Raw genomic sequence first — 20,837 nt, 5'->3', positions numbered from 1 at the left:
CTGGAGCCTTGCCATGAATGCGCAACTACCCGAAAGCGCGCTCTTGCCGCTCGTCACGCGCCACACCGACATCTCCGCCGCCGCGCCGCTGCGCGGCACGACGACGCTGCCGCCCGTCGCATGGGACACGATCGGCCAAACCAAGCCCGTGCGCATCGCGCCCGGCACGCGCGCCCCCGATGATCCGCTGCCGCGCGCCGACATCGTCGTGATCACGTGGACGAGCGCCGAGTGGTTCGCGCTCGACCACGTGTTCGTCAACAGCGACCGCACTGGCGATTACAACGACTACGCGTGGAAGCAGGCATGGCTTCCGTATACGCGAGGGGCATCGTCGTATGCGGCGGACTCGAAATCGGGCACGCTCTGGGGGCTCTTTCAGATGGTGCGAGTCGTCGATCGCTCCGGGCGCCCATGGAACGTGCTGCTGTTCAAGTCGAATGCGCATCTCGCGCATTCTCCCTGGCTCGACGGCTTGTCCGCGATGATCCGATGCATCGTCGAAGACGCTCGCCCCGACCGCATCTACACGATCGGCACCGCAGGCGGCGCGCGCCGCGATCAGCGCCTCGGCGACACGGTCGTCGCGAACGCCGCGCTGCTCGAGCTGCAACGCCCGCAGAACACGACGAGCCCCGATGGCGGCAACATGTATCGCTGCCCGACCTGGTATCCGTCGACCGCGCTCGTCGGCGAAGTCGAGCGCACGTTGCTGTTCAGGATGAACGAGGTCGTGACGCCGCAGTCGCTCGCCGCGCTCTTCGACGAGCTGAAGGCTCGCCACCCCGACGATCCCGGCCTCGGCGAGCTTACGCTGTCGGATCTCGTCAACGACGCGATCCGGCCGGAATGTCTGAACGCGCCAGCAATTCGGCCGTTGAAGGATGCGCCGCTCCTGACGACGGACTTCTACTACATCGCGGAAGGCAACGATGCGCGCGCATACTCATGCCTCGAAATGGACGATGCGATCATCGCCCAGCAGGCGAACCGGCTCGGCGTGCGATTCGCGTGCGTGCGCAACATTTCGGACCCGATCGTCCGGCGACGCACCGACCGGGGCACGCCGATCTCCGACGCCGTGCGCGCCGACTGGTCCGGTCTCATCTACTCGACGTTCGGACTGCAAACGAGCTACAACGGCGCGCTCGCGACGTGGGCGACGATAGCCGGCGAAGGCAGCGCGACCTACAACCCGAGCCGCGACTACAAGCCCGTCGACGAAGAGGACCCGCTCGAGGTGCAGCTCGCCTTCCAGGTGCGCTCGTGCGGCACGTGCTCGTTCTTCTGGCCCGCCGACCTGAAGAAGCGCGCGTACGGCCCGTACACGGCATTCGATTTCGACGTCACCGTGCCCTATCCGGCGAGCGCGAACGGCAAGAGCGGCGCGGCGCGCTGGATCAACGGCCGCACGCGTCCGCCGGCGTTTCCGAACGGCGAAGTGATCGACGGCTGCCGCAAGGCGCCCATCATGACGATCGGCATCAATCCGAATCTGACCGCCTTCCTGCCGGGCCAGACGGGCGCCGCGTGGTGCTATCCGGATTTCTCTTCCGACGGCGACACCGATGCGTGGGCCAAATACGCGTGGTACTACCGTTATCGCACCGTCTATCAGGAGAAGCTCGATCTCGATTTCGTGCGGCGCTTCATGCTGCCGGAAGGACGCGTGATCGCGCCGCGCGGCGGCGAGGTAACGGGCGCGGCGCGCGTCGACGACAGTCCCGCGTGGTCGATCACGGTGCGCTACGACGGCGACGCCGCCGACACGAAGGTCGCGATCCCCGGCCAGCCGGGCGATTTCCCCTACGTACTCCTCTTCGATACTTACAAGCCGCACAACCGCTTCGCCGCGGGCGACGTGCTCGCCGCCCGCGTATCGGTGCCGGAAGGCATCCAGATTGAGGTGTTGCAGCAGCCGCAAAGCTACTACCTGCAGTTCGTGCCCGTGCTCGAAAAATTCGAGCGCACGCTGCACGGCGACGGCCACCCGGCCGCCTCGCTGCGCGTCGGCGAGGACGTGTGCCAACTCGACATGGTCGCGTGTGCGTCTCCACATTGGAAACCGGGATTTCTCGGCGGCAGCGACGCCAGCGTCGCGAACATCGTCGACAACTGCGTGAGCCGCAACGCATGGGCGATCAAGCAGATGGTGCAGACGCGGCCCGCCGTGCTCTACATCGTCAGCCAATCGAGCTGGAACATGTTCCATGCGGCGTTCGGCGCGCACGTGCGGCGCAATCCGCCGCTGTCGACGCATCCCGCCGACAAGGATTACACGCTGCTGAAGGAAACCAGCGACCCCGCGCACCCGGCCTATGTCGAATTCGACGTGACGATCGACGGCACGCGCTACTTCAGCCGCACACGCCTCGTCATCACGCCGCACTTCTCGTACAACAGCTTCTTCCTGCAGCAATACCGGATGAGCGCCGGCGAATGGCAGGCGTTCAGCGCGACGCAACCGCAATGCGCCGCGGCGCTCACGCCGCAGAACGGCTTCACGCTCGTGCTGCCGACGCAGGAATATCCGGACGATTACGTCGCGATCCAACTGCCCGCCGACGCCGATGCGGCGAACGCGGCGCGCGCGTGGCTCGCGAGCCAGTTCCCCGACGCGTATCGCACGCTCTGCGCCTATTTCGTCGACGCGCACGCGGCGATGGCGTCGGTGCTCGACGAGCTCTACGCGCAACGCGCGCTCACGTGGCACGACGCCGACGGCGGCGGCTATCTGTCGCGCACCGAAGGTTCCTGCCGGTTCTGCGTGAATCGCCACTGGCAGTTCCCGAACGAATGCCGCTACGACAAGACACGCGAGTCTCCGCCGCCCGCCGGATTTCTCGCCAAAGTCGCGCAACACCTCGTCGCCACCGGCAAGCCCGCCTTGCCGGCCGCCGCGCCCGCGAGCGCGGAAGCCGGCGCGCCGGCCGCCCCAACCGGAGCCATGCAATGAACACGCCCGATTTGCCGCAAGACATGCGCGTCGCCCCCGATTCGGTGCGGGTATGGCGAGGCTTCCGGTTGCCGTCGCTCGGCCTCGATCAATTCATGAGCAAGCTCGGCACCGTATTCGTGCCGGCCACCGTGAAGATGCAGATCGACGCGGGCCTGCGCGCGTACGCGCCGACGGTGCCGGCGGGCCTGCCCGGCAAGCCCGCGTCGGTGCCGGATGAAACCGCGATCCTGTTCTGGGCATCGCCCGCGACGTACTGGAACGGCTTCACGCGGCTCGCGGTGCGCACGTACACGCTGACGCACAACGGCGTTTATCTGACGCAGGACAACCAGAGCCGCGCCGATTTTCCGGTCCGTTTCGACGGCACGCTCGCCGTCGACCAGCCCGTCTATCTGTACGACGAGCCCGCCGACTGGATGCACGGCGCGATCCGCCATCTCGTCGCGGCGCGGCCGTCCACCGTCGACGCCGTGTCGTTCCGCTCGGCCGTCGCCAAAGCGCTCGCCGATATTCAGAAGAACGTACCGCTTGCCGGCGCGCTCGCGTGCACGGGCAACGACTACGTCGTCTACTGGGAGCTCGGCCCCGTCGCGGCCGGCGCGGCCCTGGCACCGACCGGCGTGCCGCGCCTGCAGGCCGTGCTGACCGACTGGAAGGAAACCTTCGCGCCCGCGCCCACATTCCTGCCGATCGGGCTCTGGGACGAATGGGCCGGCATGGACGTGCGCGCGGGAAGCAGCTTCAACATGCAATTCGAACGTGAGGGCAACCGATGAACACGCCGCAGGAATCCTTCCCGGTCGCGCCGAACGCCGTCTACGTGTGGCGCGGCTTCCGGTCGCCCGCGCTCGACTACGAGCATTTCGCGCAGTTTCTCGGCAGCGTGTTCGTACCGGCCTGCGTGCTGCTGCAGCCGCCCGTCGGCCTGCGCGCGTATCTGCCGACGATGATTCCGCAAGCCGGCAAGCCGCCCGCCGTTCCGGACCAGACCGCGCTGATGTTCTGGGCGACGCCTTCGTCGCACGATCGCGCGACGAAGGCGATCGCAGCGCGCATCTATCAGAACCTGCACGGCGACGCCTACGACATGACGCGCAGCAAGCTGCCCGAAGTGCCCGTCGCGATCGATCCGCATGCCGATGCGCTCGTCGCCGAGCAGCCCTACTTCCTCATCGATCGGCCCGCTGACTGGATGTTCGGCAGCGCGAAGCATTTCGTCGGCGCGCGTCGCGCGAATACGCGGCCAACCGATTTACTCGCGGCCGTGCAGGTGTGGGCCACTTCCTTTCAGGCCGAGCCGCCGGACGGCGTCGACGGCGCGCTCGTGTGCTGCGGCGACGACTACGTCGCCGCATGGATACACAGCGCGTCTCCACATCCGCGTCCGTGTCCGGAGCTCGATCGGCTTGCGGCGCTGACGACGCCCGTGCTGCGGATGGCGCCGCGCCCGCTCGCATTGCCGGCCGGCTTGTGGGACGACTGGCCGGGCCTCGATCTCACGCGCGACACGTGCATCAATCTGCAATTCCCTCGGCCGCGCACGTCCCGCGCGGCGCCGCGCGCGCCGGAGGCATGAATGGTCCCGATCGAACATTTCGAGGTTCCGCATCTGGCGCTGTGGAAGTCGTGCGTCGCCGAAGTGCTCGCGCATGCGCTCCGTCTCGAGCATCGCGCGTCAGCCGGCATCGACGCCGATCATCCGCTGATGCGCGCGACCGACCGCTACTGCCGCGCGATGCTCGAAAACCGGCCGCTCGATCCGCCTCCCGCCGACAGCAACGACGAAGAGGCGGTGCAAACCTATCTGTCGTATCTGCATCATCGCCGCGCGCACGCGAACATCGCCGGCGATGCGCAGATCGAGCGCGACGTCGAGCATCAGACGCAGCAGTACAAATTCGGCAATCCGCTATGGCAGCAGATGTACGTCCAGTATTTCAAGTACTACTGGCAATATCCGTATCACAAAGGCAGCGAACCGCAGTACCGCTCGTGGCAGGCCGCCGACGCCGGCAAGGGCGACCTGCGCTACGGCGTGATCGAATGGAAGCTGCCGGCGCGCGCGCGAATCGCGATCGTCGGCGACATCGGCACCGGCACCGACGTCGCGGCAGCCGTGCTCGTCGCCGCGCTGAAGTTCTCGCCGGATGCAATCCTGCATCTCGGCGACGTCTATTTCTCCGGCACGCGCTTCGAAACCGAGCACCGGTTGATCGGCCTCGTGCGCGACGTGCTGCGCAGCGACAAACGACGCGTGCCGTTCTTCACGGTGCCGGGCAATCACGAATACTTCACGGGCGCCGTATCGTTCCTGCACGCGCTCGATTCGGGCGAACTCGTCGACGGCCCCGCGCAACGGCAGCAGGCAAGCTATTTCTGCCTGCGCACCGAGGACGACGGCTGGCAATTCCTCGGCCTCGACACGGGCTACCACGGGCACTACATGAACGTCGCGGCATCGGCGCAGCAAGCGACGCTCGAGCGGCTGCACATCGGCAAGATCGAGACGGCGGCCGCCGGCGCAAGCCCGCACTGGCCCACCGACAGGAATCCGTACTTCCGCCTCGCGTCGCTCGCCGATCATCCGCCTCGCGACACCACGTCGCCCGTCGATCAGGTGACCGTTCGCACCGACGAAGCCGTCTGGCATCTCGACAAGCTGACGAACTTCTCCGGCCGCTCGATCCTGCTGTCGCATCATCAGCTGTATTCGGCGCTGGACGTGTGCGGAATCGCGCAACGTCGCGAAGCGTCCGGGACGCCCGATTCATCCGATTTCAATCGCGAATGGGTGAACACGGGACTATGGCGGCAATTCGGTCCGACGTTCGGCGATCGCGTGGCCGCGTGGATCTGGGGCCACGAGCACAACCTCGGCATCTTCGCGGATGCATACCGTCCGGCAGACTGGCCGACCGAAGGCGACGACGCGGCGCACATCTTCAAGACGCTGCCGAAAGGCCGCTGCGCGGGGCACAGCGCGATACCCGTGCAGGCGAGCGAAGCGCCTTACGCGCAAAAGTACCCGGTTCCGCTGAAGCAAGCGGACCTGCAGCTCGACCTGACCGACGACTGGTACAACCGCGGCTTCCAGATTCTCGAGCTCGCCGGCGCGGGCAAGCCCGCCCGGCTCAGCTATTTCCAGATCGCGGGGGCGGACCCGACGCCGCTGCCGCTGTTCGTCGAACCGATCTCATGATTCGCCGGCGCTGCCGGGACGCCGTTCCCGTCTGGCCGAGCAACCGTTCGACCGTTCTATCGCAAAGGAGCGTACATGAGCAGCCTCTACTCGATTCGCCCTGATTCGGGCTCCGAAAAAATCATGCTGGAACGCGTGTGGGACGGCGACGGCCCGCTCGCGCGCGGCTACACGAGCTTCGTCGCGCTACCGCACGCCGGCAAGCTCGATCTGATCGCCTACAACAAGGCCACGCAGAAGACCGATGTCTACACGCTCAGCGATGCGCCGCCGTGGATCGCTCCTGCCGATTCGAGGATCGATCTTGCGGGCGGCCCGTGGGACAGCGTCGCGTCGTTCGTGCTCGGAAACGTGCCGTACCTGCTTACGTATCGCGCGGACGACGGCACGTTCGGCTTCTTCGCGATCGCAGCCGACCTGAGCGCATCGCCGCCGTACAAGTTCGCACTGCCGCGCAACACACCGACGCGCGGCTTCACGAACGTCGCGCCGTTCACGTCGCTCGGCCAGCAATACATCCTCGGCTACGACTTCAACACGGGACGCGTCGCGAATTTCAGCGTCGCCGTCACGCCCGCGTCGACGGGCGGCACGCCGCCCCTTCTCGCGCTGAACGTCTGGTATCACGAATGGGCAAAAGGCTGGACGCAGTTCTCGTTCTTTCAGCTGGGCGGCGCGAACTTCTTCTTCAAGATCAACACCGCGAAGCTCAACGTCAACATCGATCACATTCAGGACAATCCGGCGCTCGGCACCGTCGAAGTCGGCAGTTATCTGCAGAACCAACTGCCGGACGCGCTGAAGATCACGAATGCGGCGTGCGTGCCATGGGCGCACGGCGAACCGACGCTCGTCACGTACATCGCCGGCGACGGCGCGACGGCCGTCTACCGGATTCACGCGGACTGTCTCGGCTGGACGCGCATCGGCGCCGCCACGACAGCCGCGGGCGCGTCCCACGTCGTGCCGTATCGCGTCGGCGGCACGTCGTATGCGCTTTTCTATCAAGGCTGACTTGGCGAGGAACATGCGATGAACCCGAACACCGTACCGCCCGCCGCGCGCGACCTCGCGTGGATCAAGCGCGCGCTGCAGACCGCGATCGAGCTCGAATACTCGACGCTGCCTCTGTACCTGTCCGCGATGTTTTCGTTGGAAGTCCAGAATTACACCGCGTACAACGCAATCCGCAGTGTCGCGATGGAAGAGATGGTACACATGGCGATCGCGTCGAATCTGCTCGCGGCTTTAGGCGGCTCGCCGCAATTCGCGACGATCCGGATCGCCTATCCGACGGCGGGACTGCCGGGCGGCGCGGAGCCGGATCTGCACGTCGGCCTCGCGCGCTATTCGAAGCCGCAACTCAAAAACTTCCTGCGCATCGAGACACCCGCGTTCCTGCTGCGCCAGTTGGGCCGCGACGAAAGCTATCCGACGATCGCCGCGTTCTACGAGAGCATCCGCGACGCGGTCGAGCGCAACGCGGACGAGGTGCGCGCGGCGGTGCAGGCGGGCGGCCCGTCCAACCAGGTCGGCGACGATATCGGCTTCACGACGGTCACGTATACGCCCGGCGTCGATCCCGTCGAATCGTTCTATGCAGGCATCGACGAAATCCTTCGGCAAGGCGAAGGTTCCAGCCGGGGCGACGTGTTCGCCGGCAATCCGTTCGAAAACGAAGAATCGCACTACGCGCGCTTCGCCGAGCTCTACTACGGCGCGCGCTACGAAGCGCCGTCGCCGCCTGTCGACTTCAATCCGAAGAACGAGCCGCTCTTCTTCTGCGGCCCCGCGATCACCGCGCCCGTCGTGATCAACACGCTCGCCGTGCCGCGCGACGGCTACGCCGACATCCTCGCGCTCGATCCCGACCGCGGCGCGGTGGAGAATGATCTGAACGCGTTCGACACCAGCTTCTCGACGATCCTGACGACACTCGACGCGGTATGGAACGGCCCGTCGGCCACGTCGTGGAAAACGCTCGGCGCAGCCGTGCACGGAATGGTCGACCTGCGCGTGCTGTCATGCTTCAACATCATGCGCCATCAGGTGCCGGCCGCGGCCCTCGCGCAACTCGGCGAGCTGTATCCCGACGAGATCGGCTACTTGCGCACCTACACCGATCTGTCGAAACCCGTGTTCTATGGCCCGAGGTTCGTCAACACGAATGGCAAGCAGGCGTCGTGAGCTGTCGGCACGACGACCGGCGTTGGGCGGCGCGCACCACGCGCGCCGCTCCTTTGTATTCGACATCGCGAGCGCGATGCATGCCCGGCTCGCGAATGCACGCGCTCGCAAGCGGCACGTGATCGCTCGCCGTCAAGTCTGGTAACTGTCGTCGCGGCGGTCTAGCTTGCGGATCAGCGCAGGCCACACGAACGCGCCGCCGAGGCCGCCCGTCTGCACGGACGCTGCCTCGGCGCTCGTCGCGACGATCTCGGGCGGTATCGCGATCAGTTCGCCGCCGCTTTGCGCGGCGATCTGGATCTGGCACGCCGTCTCGAACAGATACATCGCGAGAAATGCGTCCGCGATCGACGGGCCGACCGTCAGCAAGCCATGATTGCGCAGCATCAGGTACGTCGCGCGCCCGAGGTCGGCCTGCAGACGAGGCTTCTCGTCGTCTTTCAGCGCGACGCCTTCGTAAGCGTGATACGCGAGCGACGGCAGCACGAACGTAGATTGCTGCGAGATCGGCAGCACGCCGCCGCGCTGCGCGCTGACCGCGACGCCCGCGCGCGTATGCGTGTGCAGCACGCACTGCACGTCTTCGCGCGCGGCGTGCACCGCGCTGTGAATCACGAAGCCCGCGCGATTGACCGGATACGGCGAATCATCGACTTTGTTGCCGGCCTGATCGACCTTCACGAGCGACGACGCGGTGATCTCTTCGAACATCATTCCGTACGGGTTGATCAGGAAATGATGATCGGGGCCGGGCAGGCGCGCCGAGATGTGCGTGAAGATCAGATCGTCCCATCCGTGCATCGCGACGAGACGATAGCAGGCCGCCAGGTCGCAGCGGATTTTCCATTCGGCCGGCGCGATGCCGGCGGCGGATGCAGTGCTCATGAAGGATTCCTCTCGTTGCCGTCGACTGCCGGGCAGTCGCTCCCGATGCATTGTGGACGCGCTCGTCTCGCGCAGGCGAAGCGACGCCGATCACGCGCCCGCATCCGCTCGTCAAAGCCGCTCGCCGAATCCGCGCGCCATGCGCGACGCGTCGCCGCGACGAATTCGCACGCCACCCTACCAGTTTCACGCACCGATGTGCATCGGGATTGCCAGCGTTCGCGCCTACGGACACGCGCTTCAAACGTTTGAAACGGGACGGATCGCATGTAGCGAAACGGTTGCATAATGGCGGGCGATGTCACCGAAACCAAACGACCCGCCGCCGATCCGCAAGGGCTCGCGCTCGATGCCCGCGCGACATGCGTCCCTCGACGCCCTCCTTCGCGAGATCCGCGCATGCACCGTCTGCGCGCCCCACCTTCCTTGCGGTCCGCGGCCGGTCGTGCGCGCACATCCGCATGCGCGCATCCTGATCGTCGGGCAGGCGCCCGGCGCGCGCGTCCATGCGTCCGGCATTCCATGGGACGATGCGAGCGGCAAGCGGTTGAGAGCATGGCTGAACGTGGACGATGCGACGTTCTACGACGAATCGCTGTTCGCGATCGTGCCGATGGGGTTCTGCTATCCGGGACGCGGCGCGAGCGGCGACAACCCGCCACGGCCGGAATGCGCGCCGCTTTGGCTCGACAAGCTGCTGCGCGAACTGCCCGACGTCCGGCTGACGCAATTGATCGGTCAATACGCGCAGCGCCGCTTCCTCGGCACACGCCGCAAATCTTCGTTGACCGAAACGGTGCGAGCGTGGGCCGAGTACGCGCCCGAATTCATTCCGCTGCCGCACCCGTCGCCGCGCAATCAGGGCTGGCTCAAGCAGCATTCGTGGTTCGACGCGCAAGTGCTGCCCGCGTTGCGCAACAAGGTGGCCGAACTGCTGCCGTCGCCGCAGGGGTAACGGCATCGGCAAACGAAGCGCTGATCGTCCGCGCTCTGCGCATCGCTCAGCGTGCGAATCGGCTTCGCCAAACGGCATCGCCGCGAGCAAGACGCTCGCGGCGATGCCTTGTTCGAGCGGCGCACGCCTGCCGTCAGGCCGGAAGCTGCGGCACCGTCACCGACGTTCCGGCCGGATCGAGCGTCAGCTCGGTGCCGGGCGTCGGCCGCAGCGTCGCCTCGCTGTCGCTCGACAGCACGACGAGCCCGAGCCGGTGTCCCGCTTCGAGCCTGTAGTCGCGCGGCATGAACGTGAGGCGCAGATCGTAAGGCATGCCGGGCAGCACCGGCTCCGAGAACCAGCTCGACACGCGGTTACGCGGATCGGTCCACGCACGAGTGACGATCGTCGCGCTGCCGTCCGGCGCACGATCGATCAACAGCGCGGTCACGTTCGCGGCCGCCGAGAACGTCAGCCGAACGCGCGCCTTCACGGTACCCGAGATCCGCGTCGCGCTCGCGAGCGGCGTCGTCTCGAAGCGGCTGCGATGCTCGCCCGTATTCGCGTTCGCCAGCGCAAGCGCCGTGATCCGCGCATCGTCGGTGAATTTCGCGAGCGGACCGCCCGTCGGCTCGCGCAGCAGTGTGCCGGCGCTCGCGCCGTCGCCGCCGGCGAAATACGTGACCGACGAAGCGCCGCGCGCGGGCCAGCTCGCCTCCTTCAGCAGCGTGCCGTCCGCCTGCTCGATCACGGCACCCGGGCTGCGCTCGACGCCGTTGTCATAACCGAGCAGATAGCGCGTGAACCAGCGGTTCACCTGAGCGGTCCATGCGTCGGCCATCGCGGGCACGCGTGTCGGATCGGTGTGACGCGCGCGGTGCAGCCACAATTGCGCCGCCACGCCCTGACGCCTCATCGCGAGATACCACGACGTCGACTGCTCGGTTCGCACGTTGTCGTCGGCAAGCCCCTGCGCAACGAGCGCGGGCGCGACCGCAAGCGCGCTCGGAATGTCGCGCGCCGCCCAGAACGGCGAATTGTCGCCCGTCTTGCGATCCTCCTTCTGCAGCGCCTCGTCGATCAGGTGCGTGCAACGCTCCGGATGCGGATTCGTCAGCAGCGCCTTGATGTAGACGTCGACGTCCTCGCCCTGGTAGCCGTCGGGCGCGCGCACGAGCCCGCCCGAGCGGTAATAGCCGTACATGTTCGACAGCCCGGCAACCGGCACGATCGCATCGAGCCCGCGCGTGCGCAGGCTCGCGACCATCTTCGGCAGCGTACCGTCGTACGACACGCCGTACATGCCCACATGGCCCGTCGACCAGGTCGCGACGACCGGTTTGCCGTTCGCATCCTTCGCGGCCGCGCCGCGTCCGAGCCAGCGGATCACCGACGCCATCGCCACCGATTCGTCGCGCGTCAGGATCGTCGGGCAGCCGTCCGAGCCTGCGGTGCCGAGCGAATCCGCATACACGACCGTGAAGCCGCGCGGCACGAAATAGCCCTCGATCCACGAACGCCCCGCGGCGGCCGCGTCGACCTGCTGCCAGATCCGCGTCTGCGGCGCGGCGGCCATGATTCGTGCGGAGACCGAAGCAGTCGGATGCGGCGTGCCGTCGAGCTCGACGTCGACGTTGTGGTTCGGGCTGTCGGCAAGTCCGTTGTAGTAAGGACTCGCCAGCACGATGACGGGCGTGCGGGCGCCCGCTGCAGTCTCGGACGGACGCACGACGCGCACGTGAATGCGGTCCTTCGCGCCGTCGCCGTCCGAATCGACGGGCGTCTCGACCCACGCTTCCTCGGAAATCATGCCGCCCGACAGCGACGGCTGCGCCTGGCCGTTCTCGATCACGGGCCGATAACGGCCGCCGCTCGACAGATCGGCATACGGCACGCCGGACGGCGAGAAGCGCGCGGCGATCTGCTGCGCGCCGGCCGCGGACGGCGCGGCTCCCTCCTGTTGGACCTGAGCGAGCGCGGACGCACCCGGAACGCCGGCGCCGTCTTCGCCGCCGCATGCGGCGAGCGTCGTAGCGGCCACGAGTGCGGCGATCCATGTGCGACGCGGTTCGATTCGATGAATTCTCATTGTTGTCCTTGTTTCGATGATCGTCTGGAAACGGTCATCCCGTGCGGGATGGCTTCTTGTCGAACATGCCGGCGAACGCTGCCGGCCATCTCGCGCGCGATGCCGCCCGGACGACACCGGGCGTTCGCGACGCGATGCGGGCGTTGCATATCAGCGTTTTCGCGCCTCGACTTGCCGCGCCGGTGCCCGCATCCCGCATGACGGGCATCGGCGCGCGCAAACGCGAAACCCTTTCGCAACAACGCCCGCGTTCGCTCACTGCGCGGCGGCGTCGACCGCGTTGCCGGCGTCGAGCAAACCCGCGCCGCAGGTGCTCGTCGAGCAGTTCGATCCGCTCGCGAACGGACGCGCGCTCGACTGCAGCCGCTGCAAGACCTGCGATGGCGACAGCGCCGGATTCACGGCGAGCATCAGCGCGACCGTGCCCGCGACGTGCGGCGTCGCCATGCTCGTGCCGCTGTAGCTCGCGTAGCTGTCCGCGCCCGGCGACGTCCTGCCGGCGTTGAGCGTCGACAGAACGCCGACGCCCGGCGCGGCGATTTTCACGGCCGCCCCGTAATTGCTGAAGCTCGCGCGAACGCCGTTGCTGTCGATCGCACCGACCGCGATCACGCCTTGGCAATTCGCCGGCTGCGTCGTCGATACCGGGCCGCCGTTGTTGCCCGCCGCAACGACGACGTTCGCGCCGCGCGACGTGATCTCGTTGATCGCGCTCTGGTATGTCGTGCTGCATGTGCGGCCGTATCCGCCGAGGCTCAGGTTCAGCACCTTCGCGGGATTCGGGTTCGAAGGCGCGCCCGGCACCGACAGGCCCGCCGCCCAGCGCATGCCGTCGACGATGTCGCTCAGCATCCCGCCGCATTTGCCGAGCACGCGCACCGGCAGCACCTTGCCGACCCACGAGATGCCCGCGACGCCGAGGCCGTTGTTCGTCACCGCGCCGATCGTGCCCGCGACGTGCGTGCCGTGCCACGAGCTGTTGCTCGCGCCGCAGCCGTAGAACGGACCGCTCGGATCGGCGTCTTCCTGCGCGGTGACCCAGTCCCCCGGGTCCGACGCGTCGCTGTCGCGGCCGTTGCCGTCGTTCGCGATCGCCGGATCGGAGATGAAGTCGTATCCGGGCACGAGATTCGCGGCGAGATCCGCGTGCGGCCGATAGCCGGTATCGATCACGCTGACGACGACGCGCGACGATCCGGTCGTGCGATCCCATGCCTTCGGCAGATTCGCGCCGCCCTTCGGATTGAAGTAGCCCCACTGCTCGGAATAGCGCGTGTCGTTCGGCACGAGGAACGGATGCATCCGCGCGTCGGGTTCCGCATACTCGATCGCACCATCCGTCGCGAAGTCGCGCGCGAGCCCCTCCGCTTCGGCGAGCGACACGCGGCGCTGCAACGACAGCACGGTCGCGCCGCCCGACATGTCGCGCTTGATGCGAATGCCCGCGGCGGGATCGGCGAAATTGCCGGGCGCCGACGCAGCGGCTGCGCCGAACGCGCGCCCGGCCGCGCGCGCCTTGCGTGCGGCGAGCACGCGGTCGATGACCGCCTGGACGTCGGCGTGCGCGGCCTTCGCGATCGACGAATCGGACGACGAATCGGGCGAAGTCTTCGCGACGCGCAACTTGACGATCAACTGATTGACCGCGTCGGCGGGGCCGGGAACTTGCGGCGCGGCCGAGGTTTCCGCCTGCGCGACCGAGGCGAACCCGGCCAGCGCGGCACAAAGGACGGTCAGCTTAAACGAAGCAGTACGAATTAACGTGGACATGCCCATACTCCCCCAAACGAGATTGAACGGAATGAGTCGACGATGTTGTGTTGTAGCTGCTTGCTTCGCTGCGCTGCCGGCAAGAAAGGACACGCCGCGCCGATGCGAACGATGGGAATCGACTGGACGACGTGTTGCCGACAAACCGGTTGCGGCCGATCGAATCGCCCGCCGCGCGGGCCGGGCGATTCGTCTTCCGCCAGATCTGCGTCATGGGAACCGCTCGGAACGGTGGCCCGTTCCGTCTGCCCCACCCTCTCAGGTTCTTTTTGCCGCGTTTGTATTTATCGGTGCGTCTTTGCGACTCGTCAGGCCCGCATCAAGCGTTTGCCGCGTCGTTCGACGAAGGCAAACTCGGATTACATTCATATTTCTAAATGTCGACACGAAATCGCACGCGGCGAGAAGCGCCGGACCGCCGGATCTGCCGGCAGCGGCCGCTGCCGGCTCGGATCGCCGTCAAATTCGCGATTCCGAGCTTGCGCCGCGCAATCCATTTTCTTTCCAAAAGCTTGCGCAAAACTTATCTCGCTGAAATCCTCATGTCAAACATTTTTAGCTGATATCAAAAAAAGTTTCGTTCCCGCCACTTGGAGGAGAATCGGCTTCCGCGCTTTCGCCCAATTACCGGGCCGCGCCACTCGCGCGCCTCGCGCGACGACGCGTTGTTTCTCCGTACCGACGGTCTCGTAGAAGAAAATGGCAAACGAGCAAGAAAGCGCCAGTCGCGGGCGCGGAACAGAGAGATTTGCGGAGCCCGGATCGCGTGTGCAGGAATGGCCTTCCTCCGCGCGTTTCGTGCGCTGCGGCGGCGGTTTCGCGCTCGGGCACATCGCGTTGCCATGGTGGGCGCATATTCCGTCACGAAATGGCGATTCGAGTGAGGCTTCGTGCGTCACGGCCCGCTCGTTCGAAGCAGGAATCGCTACGGGCGCTGCTTTTGCAGCAGGCCAACTCTGCTCGTGCGGTGCAGCACGCGGCGCATGCCATATATCCCTACGCCGCATAAGGAATACTCCGGCGCGTTTGCGTGTGCCGCTCGACAAATTCCGGACTTTTCATCGCGTGCATCCGCAGCGCGTTGCTTCGCACTTCGAGATCGCAACCGCGCGTTTTCGTTTTTCAGCAATGTCGCGTGACGCCGAAAGGATGCAGACGGCGTGTTTCGGCACGGCGATTTGACGATCGGCGAGCATCACGGGTGATCGATATCCGTGCGTCGTTGCGTGCCGATATCCGCTTCGCCGACAAATTTCCATTCGTTCGCGCCGAGAAGTTCAATCGCTCGCCGGCGTGCGCGCATGACATTCTTGTCACGTTCAGTTGACACAGGAAAACGCTGGACGTCGCCGACGATCAGACGGCCTCGTCGCGCGACCGGTCGATGAACGTCGACATCGCCGTGAAGAACACGCGAACGACGCACCGAACATCATGCAACGGCTCGCACGACGCCGCGCGCCTCGTACGCATCGTACGCTTCGTACGCTTCGTCAAGCGCCGGCGAACGCTTCCGCGATTCGCTTCCCGCCGATCACCGTCACGATCGCGCGCGCCTGCCCGCTTCGCCGATTGGTTCTCGAATGCGACGTTTTATCGCGACACGCGCCGACGAAAAACGATACTCGCTTCGCACGTTTAATCACGCACACCGAAATGTTGAACTGTGAACGACACGCATTCTCAAAGAATATTTAACGCAATCTTAATGAGTTTGAAATGAAGGTCCTTATCGTAGAAGACGAGCCGAAGACGGGCATGTATTTGAAGCGTGGGCTCACCGAAGCCGGCTTCGTTTGCGACTGGACACAAGACGGCATCAGCGGCCTGCATCAGTTGCGCACGGAGAACTATGACCTCGCGATACTCGACGTGATGCTGCCCGGCTGCGACGGCTGGACGATCGTGCGCGAACTGCGCAGAACGCATCGCACGCCGGTGCTGTTCCTCACCGCGCGCGACCATGTCGACGATCGCGTGAAGGGCCTCGAGCTCGGCGGCGACGACTATCTCGCGAAGCCGTTCGATTTCGCCGAGTTGCTCGCACGCGTGCGCTCGCTGCTTCGGCGCGGCCAGGCGACCGATGCGCCGGTGTTGCGCGTCGCGAATCTCGAGCTCGACCTCATCCAGCGCAAGGCGCGCCGCCAGGGCAACACGATCCTGCTCACCGCGAAGGAATTCCTGCTGCTGTGGCTGCTGATGCGCCGGCAAGGCGAGATCCTGCCGCGCTCGCTGATCGCATCGCAGATCTGGGACATCAACTTCGACAGCGATTCGAATGTCGTCGACGCCGCGATCAAGCGCGTGCGCGCGAAGGTCGATCAGGATTACGAGCCCAAGCTGATCCATACGGTCCGCGGGATGGGATATGTTCTGGAGCAGCGAGGCGAGCCGTGCGAATCGTACGCATGATGCAGAGGCTCGTGCCGCGCACGATGCGCGGGCGGCTCGCGATCAAGTTCGCGCTGTCCACGTCGGTTCTGCTCGCGATCAGCGGCCTGCTGCTGTACGAAACGCTCACGCGCACGTTCGCGTATTCGTCCGAGCGCGCGATGGAAACGACGCTCGCCGGCATCGTCGCGCACGTCGGCGAAGCGCGCAGCATCGCCGAGTTGCGTGAAAAGGGAACGCGGTTCTACTACTCGTTCCATAGCGACGAGAAAGTCGATTTCGCGATCTACGACGCGCGCGGCACCGCGTACATGCAAAGCGGCTGGTACGTGCCGTACGGCGGCGTGCAGCGGGCCAAGCCCGGCCTCGATCCCGCGATCGTCGACGACAAGCGCAATGCAAAGCGCTATCTCGTCGCCGACGCGCGGCTCACCGGCAATCCGGGCTTGCCGCTGCGCGTCGCCGTTCAGTACGATTTCCGTCGCGAGCAGTCGCTGCTGCGCACGTGCGCGATCAGCATCGTCGCGATCATCCTCGTCGGCACGGCCGTCGCGGCGACGCTCGCGTACTGGATCGCCGCATACGCGCTCAGGCCGCTGCGCCGCTTCGCCGCGCAGGCCGATCAGATCTCGAGCAGCCGTCTCGCACAGCCGCTGACCGAAACGGAAATGGCGGGAGAGCTGCGGGAACTCGCGGTGTCGTTCAACCGGATGCTCGCGCGCCTGAACGCGTCGTTCACACGGCTGAAGGAGTATTCATCCGATCTCGCGCACGACATCCGCACGCCGCTCACCAACCTGCTCGCCGAGGCGCAAGTGGCGCTGTCGCAGCGGCGGTCGGTCGACGAATATCGTCAGGTGATCGAATCGAGCGTGGAAGAGTATCAACGGCTCGCGCGAATGGTCGACGACATGCTGTTCCTCGCGCGCGCGGACGGTCATCAGAACAAGCTCGACATCGAGCCGATCGACGCCTATGCGATGGCCGATCGGATCGTCCGCTACTACGAGACGGTGGCGGAGGACCGCGGCATCGGGATCGCCGTCGAAGGCGAAGCGAGCTTCAACGGCGACCTGATCCTCGTGCAGCGGGCGCTGAGCAATCTGTTGTCCAATGCGATTCGCCATGCGCCTGACCACTCGATGGTCGTCGTCCGCTGCGAACAGGCCGGGCGGAATGCCGTGATCGCCGTGACCGACAGCGGACGCGGAATCGAAGCCGTGCATCTGCCGCGAATTTTCGATCGCTTCTATCGCGTCGACCCTTCGCGATACGACTCGGCGTCGGGCACGGGCCTCGGGCTCGCGATCGTGCGCTCGATCATCACCGAGCACGGCGGCGACTGCTGGGTCGAAAGCGTGCCGAACGTCTTCACGACGTTCTTCCTGCGCTTTCCTCGCGAGCATACGGCAGAGGACGCCGATTACATGGCGGCGGGTCATGATCCGCGTTGGCATCTCGAACAGACTTGAGTCATTTCGTGAATCATTTTAAATTCGAATTCGGCTTTTTCATCAAAATGACAAAAACTTCATATGGGAGTCACGTTGCCGGAGGGCCCTTTGTTCAAAATGTCAATCATCGAATTCTCCTTCTGAATTCGATATTGATATGGAGAACGTATGAAAGCCAAATTCCTTACTGTCGCCCTCGCCGCCGCGCTCGTTTCGCCTGCGGCATTCGCGGACGCACCGGCCGGGAAAACGCGCGCCCAGGTCTACCAGGAGCTGGTCGAGGCCAAGGCCAACGGGCTCGACTACGTGACCGACGCGTCGTATCCGGAAATCTCGCCACTCTACGCGCCGCGCTTCGCGAACAAGGCCAAGCCGCAGCAGCCGACGCACGCAATCGCCGATACGCGCGGCGACGCGAAGGCGGGCTCGTCGGGCCGCATGTCCGAGGCGGCGCAGGATGAGCGCTGCGTCGGCCCGCGCACGTTCTGCAACCCGTATGCCGGGTCCTGAACGTCATGGCTGCGTCCCGCGTGATCGCGGATGAACATGCGGCAGGCCGTCTTGCAACGCCTGCCGCTTCCCGTCGGTCGAATAGATGCGCGGCCGAAAGCACGCCGGCGCGTGTGGTATCGCGCGAGGAGTCGCCGATACGAGGAATGCCGGTGCGTTCGATCGCCCGCGTCGATCGCCCGCGCGTCAGCGCACAGCCAAGCGCTGCGGCAGCTCGCGCATGAACGCGTCGCGCGTGCGTATGCCGGTGGAGACGGGCTCCTTGCGCTCGTCCTGCGTGAGGCTCGCGAACACCAGCGTCTGCTTGCCGCGCGCGATCCAGCCGACGAACCAGCCGAACCCATGCGCTTCGTCGCGCGTGCCGTCGGCCAGAAGCGGATAAGCCATGCCGGTCTTGCCGTGCACGACCGTGCCGTCGGCAAGCGTCGCGGTATCGACGATCCGCTCGGTCATGTCGATCGCGTGTGCCGACACGGGCAGTTCGCGATTCAGCATCCTGCGCAGGAATCCGATCTGTTCGAGCGGTGAGATCTGCAGCGACGAGCCGATCCACGCGCGCTCGAGACCGTTGTTCTTGCCGGGGTCGCCCGACACGTCCGCATTGCCGTAGTCGAACGCCTTCGCATATTGCGCGAAACGCTGCGCGCCCAGATGATGCGTGACCTGCTGCGAATACCACACGACCGAATACTTGAGCCACCGAGTCGGATCGGTCGGCTGCTTCCACGCCGCGCCGCCCCAGTCGACGTAGCCGTCGCGATACGGCAATACGGGCTCGTGCTCGTTGCGCAGGAAGCCCGCGTCGTAGCCCATCAGGCTTATCGCGATCTTGAACGTCGAAGCGGGCGTCGCGCGACGGCCGCAATCGCCGTCCTTCAGCAAGAACCTGCCCGTGGCCGCGTCGGCGATCGCGGTGCAGACGGGCTTCGCGTGCGCCGAGGCGGCGACGCAGCCAAGCAGAACAAGTGCGCTCGACAGCGCATATCGGATTTTCATTGTTGATCTGGATGAGTTGGTGTGCATGTCATCGTTCGGCCCGAACGATCGAGTCGACGATTGTATAACCCGCCGTCACTCGTTCGCCCAGCGGATACGATTTGTTCGCGAGAATCACGACGCCGACCTTCTTCGACGGCACGAACGCGACATACGTCGAGAACCCGTTCGTCGATCCGGTCTTGTTGATCCACACGTCCTGCTTCGGCGGCAGCGGCGGATTGAACGGCTTCGCGACGACATCCTTGCCGATCAGATCGTTGCCCGCGAGCAGCTTGTCGAGACTCGCCGGATACGGGTATTGCTCCCAGATGAGGCTCTGGATCATGCCGTCCGCGTCGTAGTAGCCGACGTGCGTCGCTTTCATCGCGCGCCCCCATTTTTCGCTCAGCGGCACAAGCCCCATGTTCGCATCGACGAAGCGGATCAGATCCGTCGTGCACGATCTGACGCCGTACGCCTCGGACGCGAGCACGCCCGCCTTCAGCCGAATCGGCGCGTCCTGCTTCGTGTAGCCCTGCGCATAATCGCCTCGCTGCTCGGCGGGCACGTCGATGTAGCTGTGCGTCATGCGAAATTCGGGAAACAGGTTCTTCTCGATCAACGTCTCGAAGCGCTCGTTCATGCTCGCCGCCGCGATCATCCCGAGCGTGCCGATGCCGAGATTCGAATAGACGCGGTGCGTGCCCGGCGTATGTTCGGGCCGCCAGTTCTTCAGGTAGTCGAGCAGCTCGGCGGTATTCGTGATCGTGTCGGGCACGAACAACGGCAGGCCGGATGTCTGCGTGCCCATGTTCAGCAGGCTGATCCGATCGAAGCCGCTGCCTTGCAGCGACGGCAGGTAGCGGCTCACGCTGTCGGCAAACGACAGCTCGCCGCCTTCCTGCGCATACGCGGCGAGCGTCGCCGTGAACGTCTTGCCGAGTGAACCGATCTCGAACAACGTCCGGCCGGTAACGGGCCGCCGCGTCGCTTTCGACGCGACGCCATAGTTGTAGAAGTAATGTCGGCCGTCGATGCTCACCGCGATCGCGAGCCCCGGAATGCCGTACTTCTGTTGCAGCGGTTGCGCAACGGCGTCGACGATGCGTTCGACGTCCGCCGGCTCGATGCCGCGGGCGGCGTGCGCGGCGGTTGCGATGCAGCAGCTCAGCGCGAGCCACATCCTGATGACGAACTGCGTACTCATGCGCATGGCGAATCGGAAAATTCGGAGCGTTCGGGAGGTTCGAATCCGGACCGTCGGCGCTTTGCCGTCGACGGCGAGACGGCGCGTCACATACGGCGCGGCGCAGCGCGGCGTCCTTGCATCGATCGCATCGGTATGCCCGAAATGCCGATCGATCGTGAAAGACGGCGGCCGGACTTCGGCTTTCGGCGAGGAATTATTACAAACGTAAGGCGTCCGGACAAGCGACGATCGCACGCACGAGATCGCCGCCGTGCGGCGAACGATGCCCCAA

General features: G+C 65.6%; 17 protein-coding genes. 11 read left to right on the top strand and 6 right to left on the bottom strand.

From position 1 onward, the window contains the following. Window positions 1-13: 13 nt before the first annotated feature. The 6 genes from WS91_RS27790 to WS91_RS27765 all read left to right on the top strand — a co-directional run bounded on the left by WS91_RS27790 (window position 14) and on the right by WS91_RS27765 (window position 8,345). The gene (locus tag WS91_RS27790) at window positions 14-2,956 is read left to right on the top strand and encodes a phosphorylase family protein (RefSeq protein WP_059671425.1); all 2,943 of its coding nucleotides are present in this window, start codon (window positions 14-16) and stop codon (window positions 2,954-2,956) included. Further along, entirely contained in the window at window positions 2,953-3,735 is a 783-nt protein-coding gene (locus WS91_RS27785) for a hypothetical protein (protein WP_059642068.1), read from the top strand. The genes WS91_RS27790 and WS91_RS27785 overlap by 4 nt, the downstream gene beginning before the upstream one ends. Beyond that, entirely contained in the window at window positions 3,732-4,535 is an 804-nt protein-coding gene (locus tag WS91_RS27780; protein WP_038746218.1) for a hypothetical protein, read from the top strand. Before WS91_RS27785 ends, WS91_RS27780 begins: the two co-directional genes overlap by 4 nt. Then, on the top strand, window positions 4,536-6,158 hold the full coding sequence (locus tag WS91_RS27775; RefSeq protein WP_059671424.1) for a metallophosphoesterase family protein: 1,623 nt from the start codon (window positions 4,536-4,538) through the stop codon (window positions 6,156-6,158). 75 nt (window positions 6,159-6,233) lie between these two features. After that, window positions 6,234-7,172: a hypothetical protein gene (locus tag WS91_RS27770; RefSeq protein WP_038746212.1), complete on the top strand. Its 939-nt coding sequence runs from the start codon at window positions 6,234-6,236 to the stop codon at window positions 7,170-7,172. Between the two features lie 18 nt (window positions 7,173-7,190). Continuing rightward, the gene (locus WS91_RS27765) at window positions 7,191-8,345 is read left to right on the top strand and encodes a ferritin-like domain-containing protein (protein WP_059671423.1); all 1,155 of its coding nucleotides are present in this window, start codon (window positions 7,191-7,193) and stop codon (window positions 8,343-8,345) included. A 132-nt stretch (window positions 8,346-8,477) separates the two neighbouring features. Here WS91_RS27765 and WS91_RS27760 read toward each other — a convergent pair whose 3' ends face one another. Continuing rightward, the gene (locus tag WS91_RS27760; RefSeq protein WP_038746206.1) at window positions 8,478-9,230 is read right to left on the bottom strand and encodes a class II aldolase/adducin family protein; all 753 of its coding nucleotides are present in this window, start codon (window positions 9,228-9,230) and stop codon (window positions 8,478-8,480) included. Between the two features lie 298 nt (window positions 9,231-9,528). Between WS91_RS27760 and WS91_RS27755 the strand changes: the two genes are divergently transcribed. Next, complete coding sequence (locus WS91_RS27755) at window positions 9,529-10,185, top strand: uracil-DNA glycosylase family protein (protein WP_082758394.1); 657 nt, start codon at window positions 9,529-9,531, stop codon at window positions 10,183-10,185. A 133-nt stretch (window positions 10,186-10,318) separates the two neighbouring features. On the opposite strand, the gene WS91_RS27750 is transcribed toward WS91_RS27755, so the two are convergent. Together WS91_RS27750 and WS91_RS27740 are read right to left on the bottom strand one after the other, a co-directional pair. Then, window positions 10,319-12,253 (bottom strand): Xaa-Pro dipeptidyl-peptidase, encoded by a 1,935-nt coding sequence (locus WS91_RS27750; RefSeq protein ID WP_059671422.1) that lies wholly within the window; start codon window positions 12,251-12,253, stop codon window positions 10,319-10,321. 255 nt (window positions 12,254-12,508) lie between these two features. Continuing rightward, on the bottom strand, window positions 12,509-14,023 hold the full coding sequence (locus WS91_RS27740; RefSeq protein WP_082754912.1) for a S8 family peptidase: 1,515 nt from the start codon (window positions 14,021-14,023) through the stop codon (window positions 12,509-12,511). Window positions 14,024-14,791: 768 nt separating this feature from the next. On the opposite strand from WS91_RS27740, the gene WS91_RS36480 reads away from it, so the two are divergent. Further along, window positions 14,792-15,205 carry a hypothetical protein gene (locus WS91_RS36480; RefSeq protein ID WP_197422285.1) on the top strand — a complete coding sequence of 138 codons (414 nt, stop codon included), beginning with the start codon at window positions 14,792-14,794 and terminating at the stop codon, window positions 15,203-15,205. A gap of 13 nt (window positions 15,206-15,218) precedes the next feature. Here WS91_RS36480 and WS91_RS36475 read toward each other — a convergent pair whose 3' ends face one another. Further along, window positions 15,219-15,449: a hypothetical protein gene (locus WS91_RS36475; protein ID WP_145986849.1), complete on the bottom strand. Its 231-nt coding sequence runs from the start codon at window positions 15,447-15,449 to the stop codon at window positions 15,219-15,221. Window positions 15,450-15,742: 293 nt separating this feature from the next. Here WS91_RS36475 and WS91_RS27735 point away from each other — a divergent pair, with 293 nt between their 5' ends. The 3 genes from WS91_RS27735 to WS91_RS27725 all read left to right on the top strand — a co-directional run bounded on the left by WS91_RS27735 (window position 15,743) and on the right by WS91_RS27725 (window position 18,378). Beyond that, complete coding sequence (locus WS91_RS27735) at window positions 15,743-16,435, top strand: heavy metal response regulator transcription factor (RefSeq protein ID WP_038746198.1); 693 nt, start codon at window positions 15,743-15,745, stop codon at window positions 16,433-16,435. Beyond that, window positions 16,432-17,886: a heavy metal sensor histidine kinase gene (locus WS91_RS27730; RefSeq protein ID WP_059671419.1), complete on the top strand. Its 1,455-nt coding sequence runs from the start codon at window positions 16,432-16,434 to the stop codon at window positions 17,884-17,886. Before WS91_RS27735 ends, WS91_RS27730 begins: the two co-directional genes overlap by 4 nt. 150 nt (window positions 17,887-18,036) lie before the next feature. Further along, entirely contained in the window at window positions 18,037-18,378 is a 342-nt protein-coding gene (locus WS91_RS27725) for a DUF4148 domain-containing protein (protein ID WP_038746192.1), read from the top strand. Between the two features lie 186 nt (window positions 18,379-18,564). On the opposite strand, the gene blaOXA is transcribed toward WS91_RS27725, so the two are convergent. Then, the gene (blaOXA, locus tag WS91_RS27720) at window positions 18,565-19,374 is read right to left on the bottom strand and encodes an OXA-42 family class D beta-lactamase (RefSeq protein WP_059576551.1); all 810 of its coding nucleotides are present in this window, start codon (window positions 19,372-19,374) and stop codon (window positions 18,565-18,567) included. A 28-nt stretch (window positions 19,375-19,402) separates the two neighbouring features. Next, on the bottom strand, window positions 19,403-20,569 hold the full coding sequence (gene ampC, locus WS91_RS27715) for a class C beta-lactamase (protein ID WP_059671418.1): 1,167 nt from the start codon (window positions 20,567-20,569) through the stop codon (window positions 19,403-19,405). Between the last annotated feature and the right edge of the window lie 268 nt (window positions 20,570-20,837).

Origin of the sequence: Burkholderia sp. MSMB1498 (genome assembly GCF_001526245.1) — a bacterium.
Lineage (GTDB): Bacteria > Pseudomonadota > Gammaproteobacteria > Burkholderiales > Burkholderiaceae > Burkholderia > Burkholderia savannae.
This window is presented reverse-complemented; position numbering and strand designations above follow the sequence as displayed.

Coding starts and splice junctions, on each gene's coding strand:
- WS91_RS27790 (WP_059671425.1), top strand. CDS start 14: ATGAATGCGCAACTACCCGAAAGCGCGCTCTTGCCGCTCGTCACGCGC.
- WS91_RS27775 (WP_059671424.1), top strand. CDS start 4,536: ATGGTCCCGATCGAACATTTCGAGGTTCCGCATCTGGCGCTGTGGAAG.
- WS91_RS27730 (WP_059671419.1), top strand. CDS start 16,432: ATGATGCAGAGGCTCGTGCCGCGCACGATGCGCGGGCGGCTCGCGATC.
- ampC (WP_059671418.1), bottom strand. CDS start 20,569: ATGCGCATGAGTACGCAGTTCGTCATCAGGATGTGGCTCGCGCTGAGC.
- WS91_RS27765 (WP_059671423.1), top strand. CDS start 7,191: ATGAACCCGAACACCGTACCGCCCGCCGCGCGCGACCTCGCGTGGATC.
- WS91_RS27740 (WP_082754912.1), bottom strand. CDS start 14,023: ATGTCCACGTTAATTCGTACTGCTTCGTTTAAGCTGACCGTCCTTTGT.
- WS91_RS27780 (WP_038746218.1), top strand. CDS start 3,732: ATGAACACGCCGCAGGAATCCTTCCCGGTCGCGCCGAACGCCGTCTAC.
- blaOXA (WP_059576551.1), bottom strand. CDS start 19,374: ATGAAAATCCGATATGCGCTGTCGAGCGCACTTGTTCTGCTTGGCTGC.
- WS91_RS27755 (WP_082758394.1), top strand. CDS start 9,529: ATGTCACCGAAACCAAACGACCCGCCGCCGATCCGCAAGGGCTCGCGC.
- WS91_RS27750 (WP_059671422.1), bottom strand. CDS start 12,253: ATGAGAATTCATCGAATCGAACCGCGTCGCACATGGATCGCCGCACTC.
- WS91_RS27725 (WP_038746192.1), top strand. CDS start 18,037: ATGAAAGCCAAATTCCTTACTGTCGCCCTCGCCGCCGCGCTCGTTTCG.
- WS91_RS27760 (WP_038746206.1), bottom strand. CDS start 9,230: ATGAGCACTGCATCCGCCGCCGGCATCGCGCCGGCCGAATGGAAAATC.
- WS91_RS27735 (WP_038746198.1), top strand. CDS start 15,743: ATGAAGGTCCTTATCGTAGAAGACGAGCCGAAGACGGGCATGTATTTG.
- WS91_RS27770 (WP_038746212.1), top strand. CDS start 6,234: ATGAGCAGCCTCTACTCGATTCGCCCTGATTCGGGCTCCGAAAAAATC.
- WS91_RS27785 (WP_059642068.1), top strand. CDS start 2,953: ATGAACACGCCCGATTTGCCGCAAGACATGCGCGTCGCCCCCGATTCG.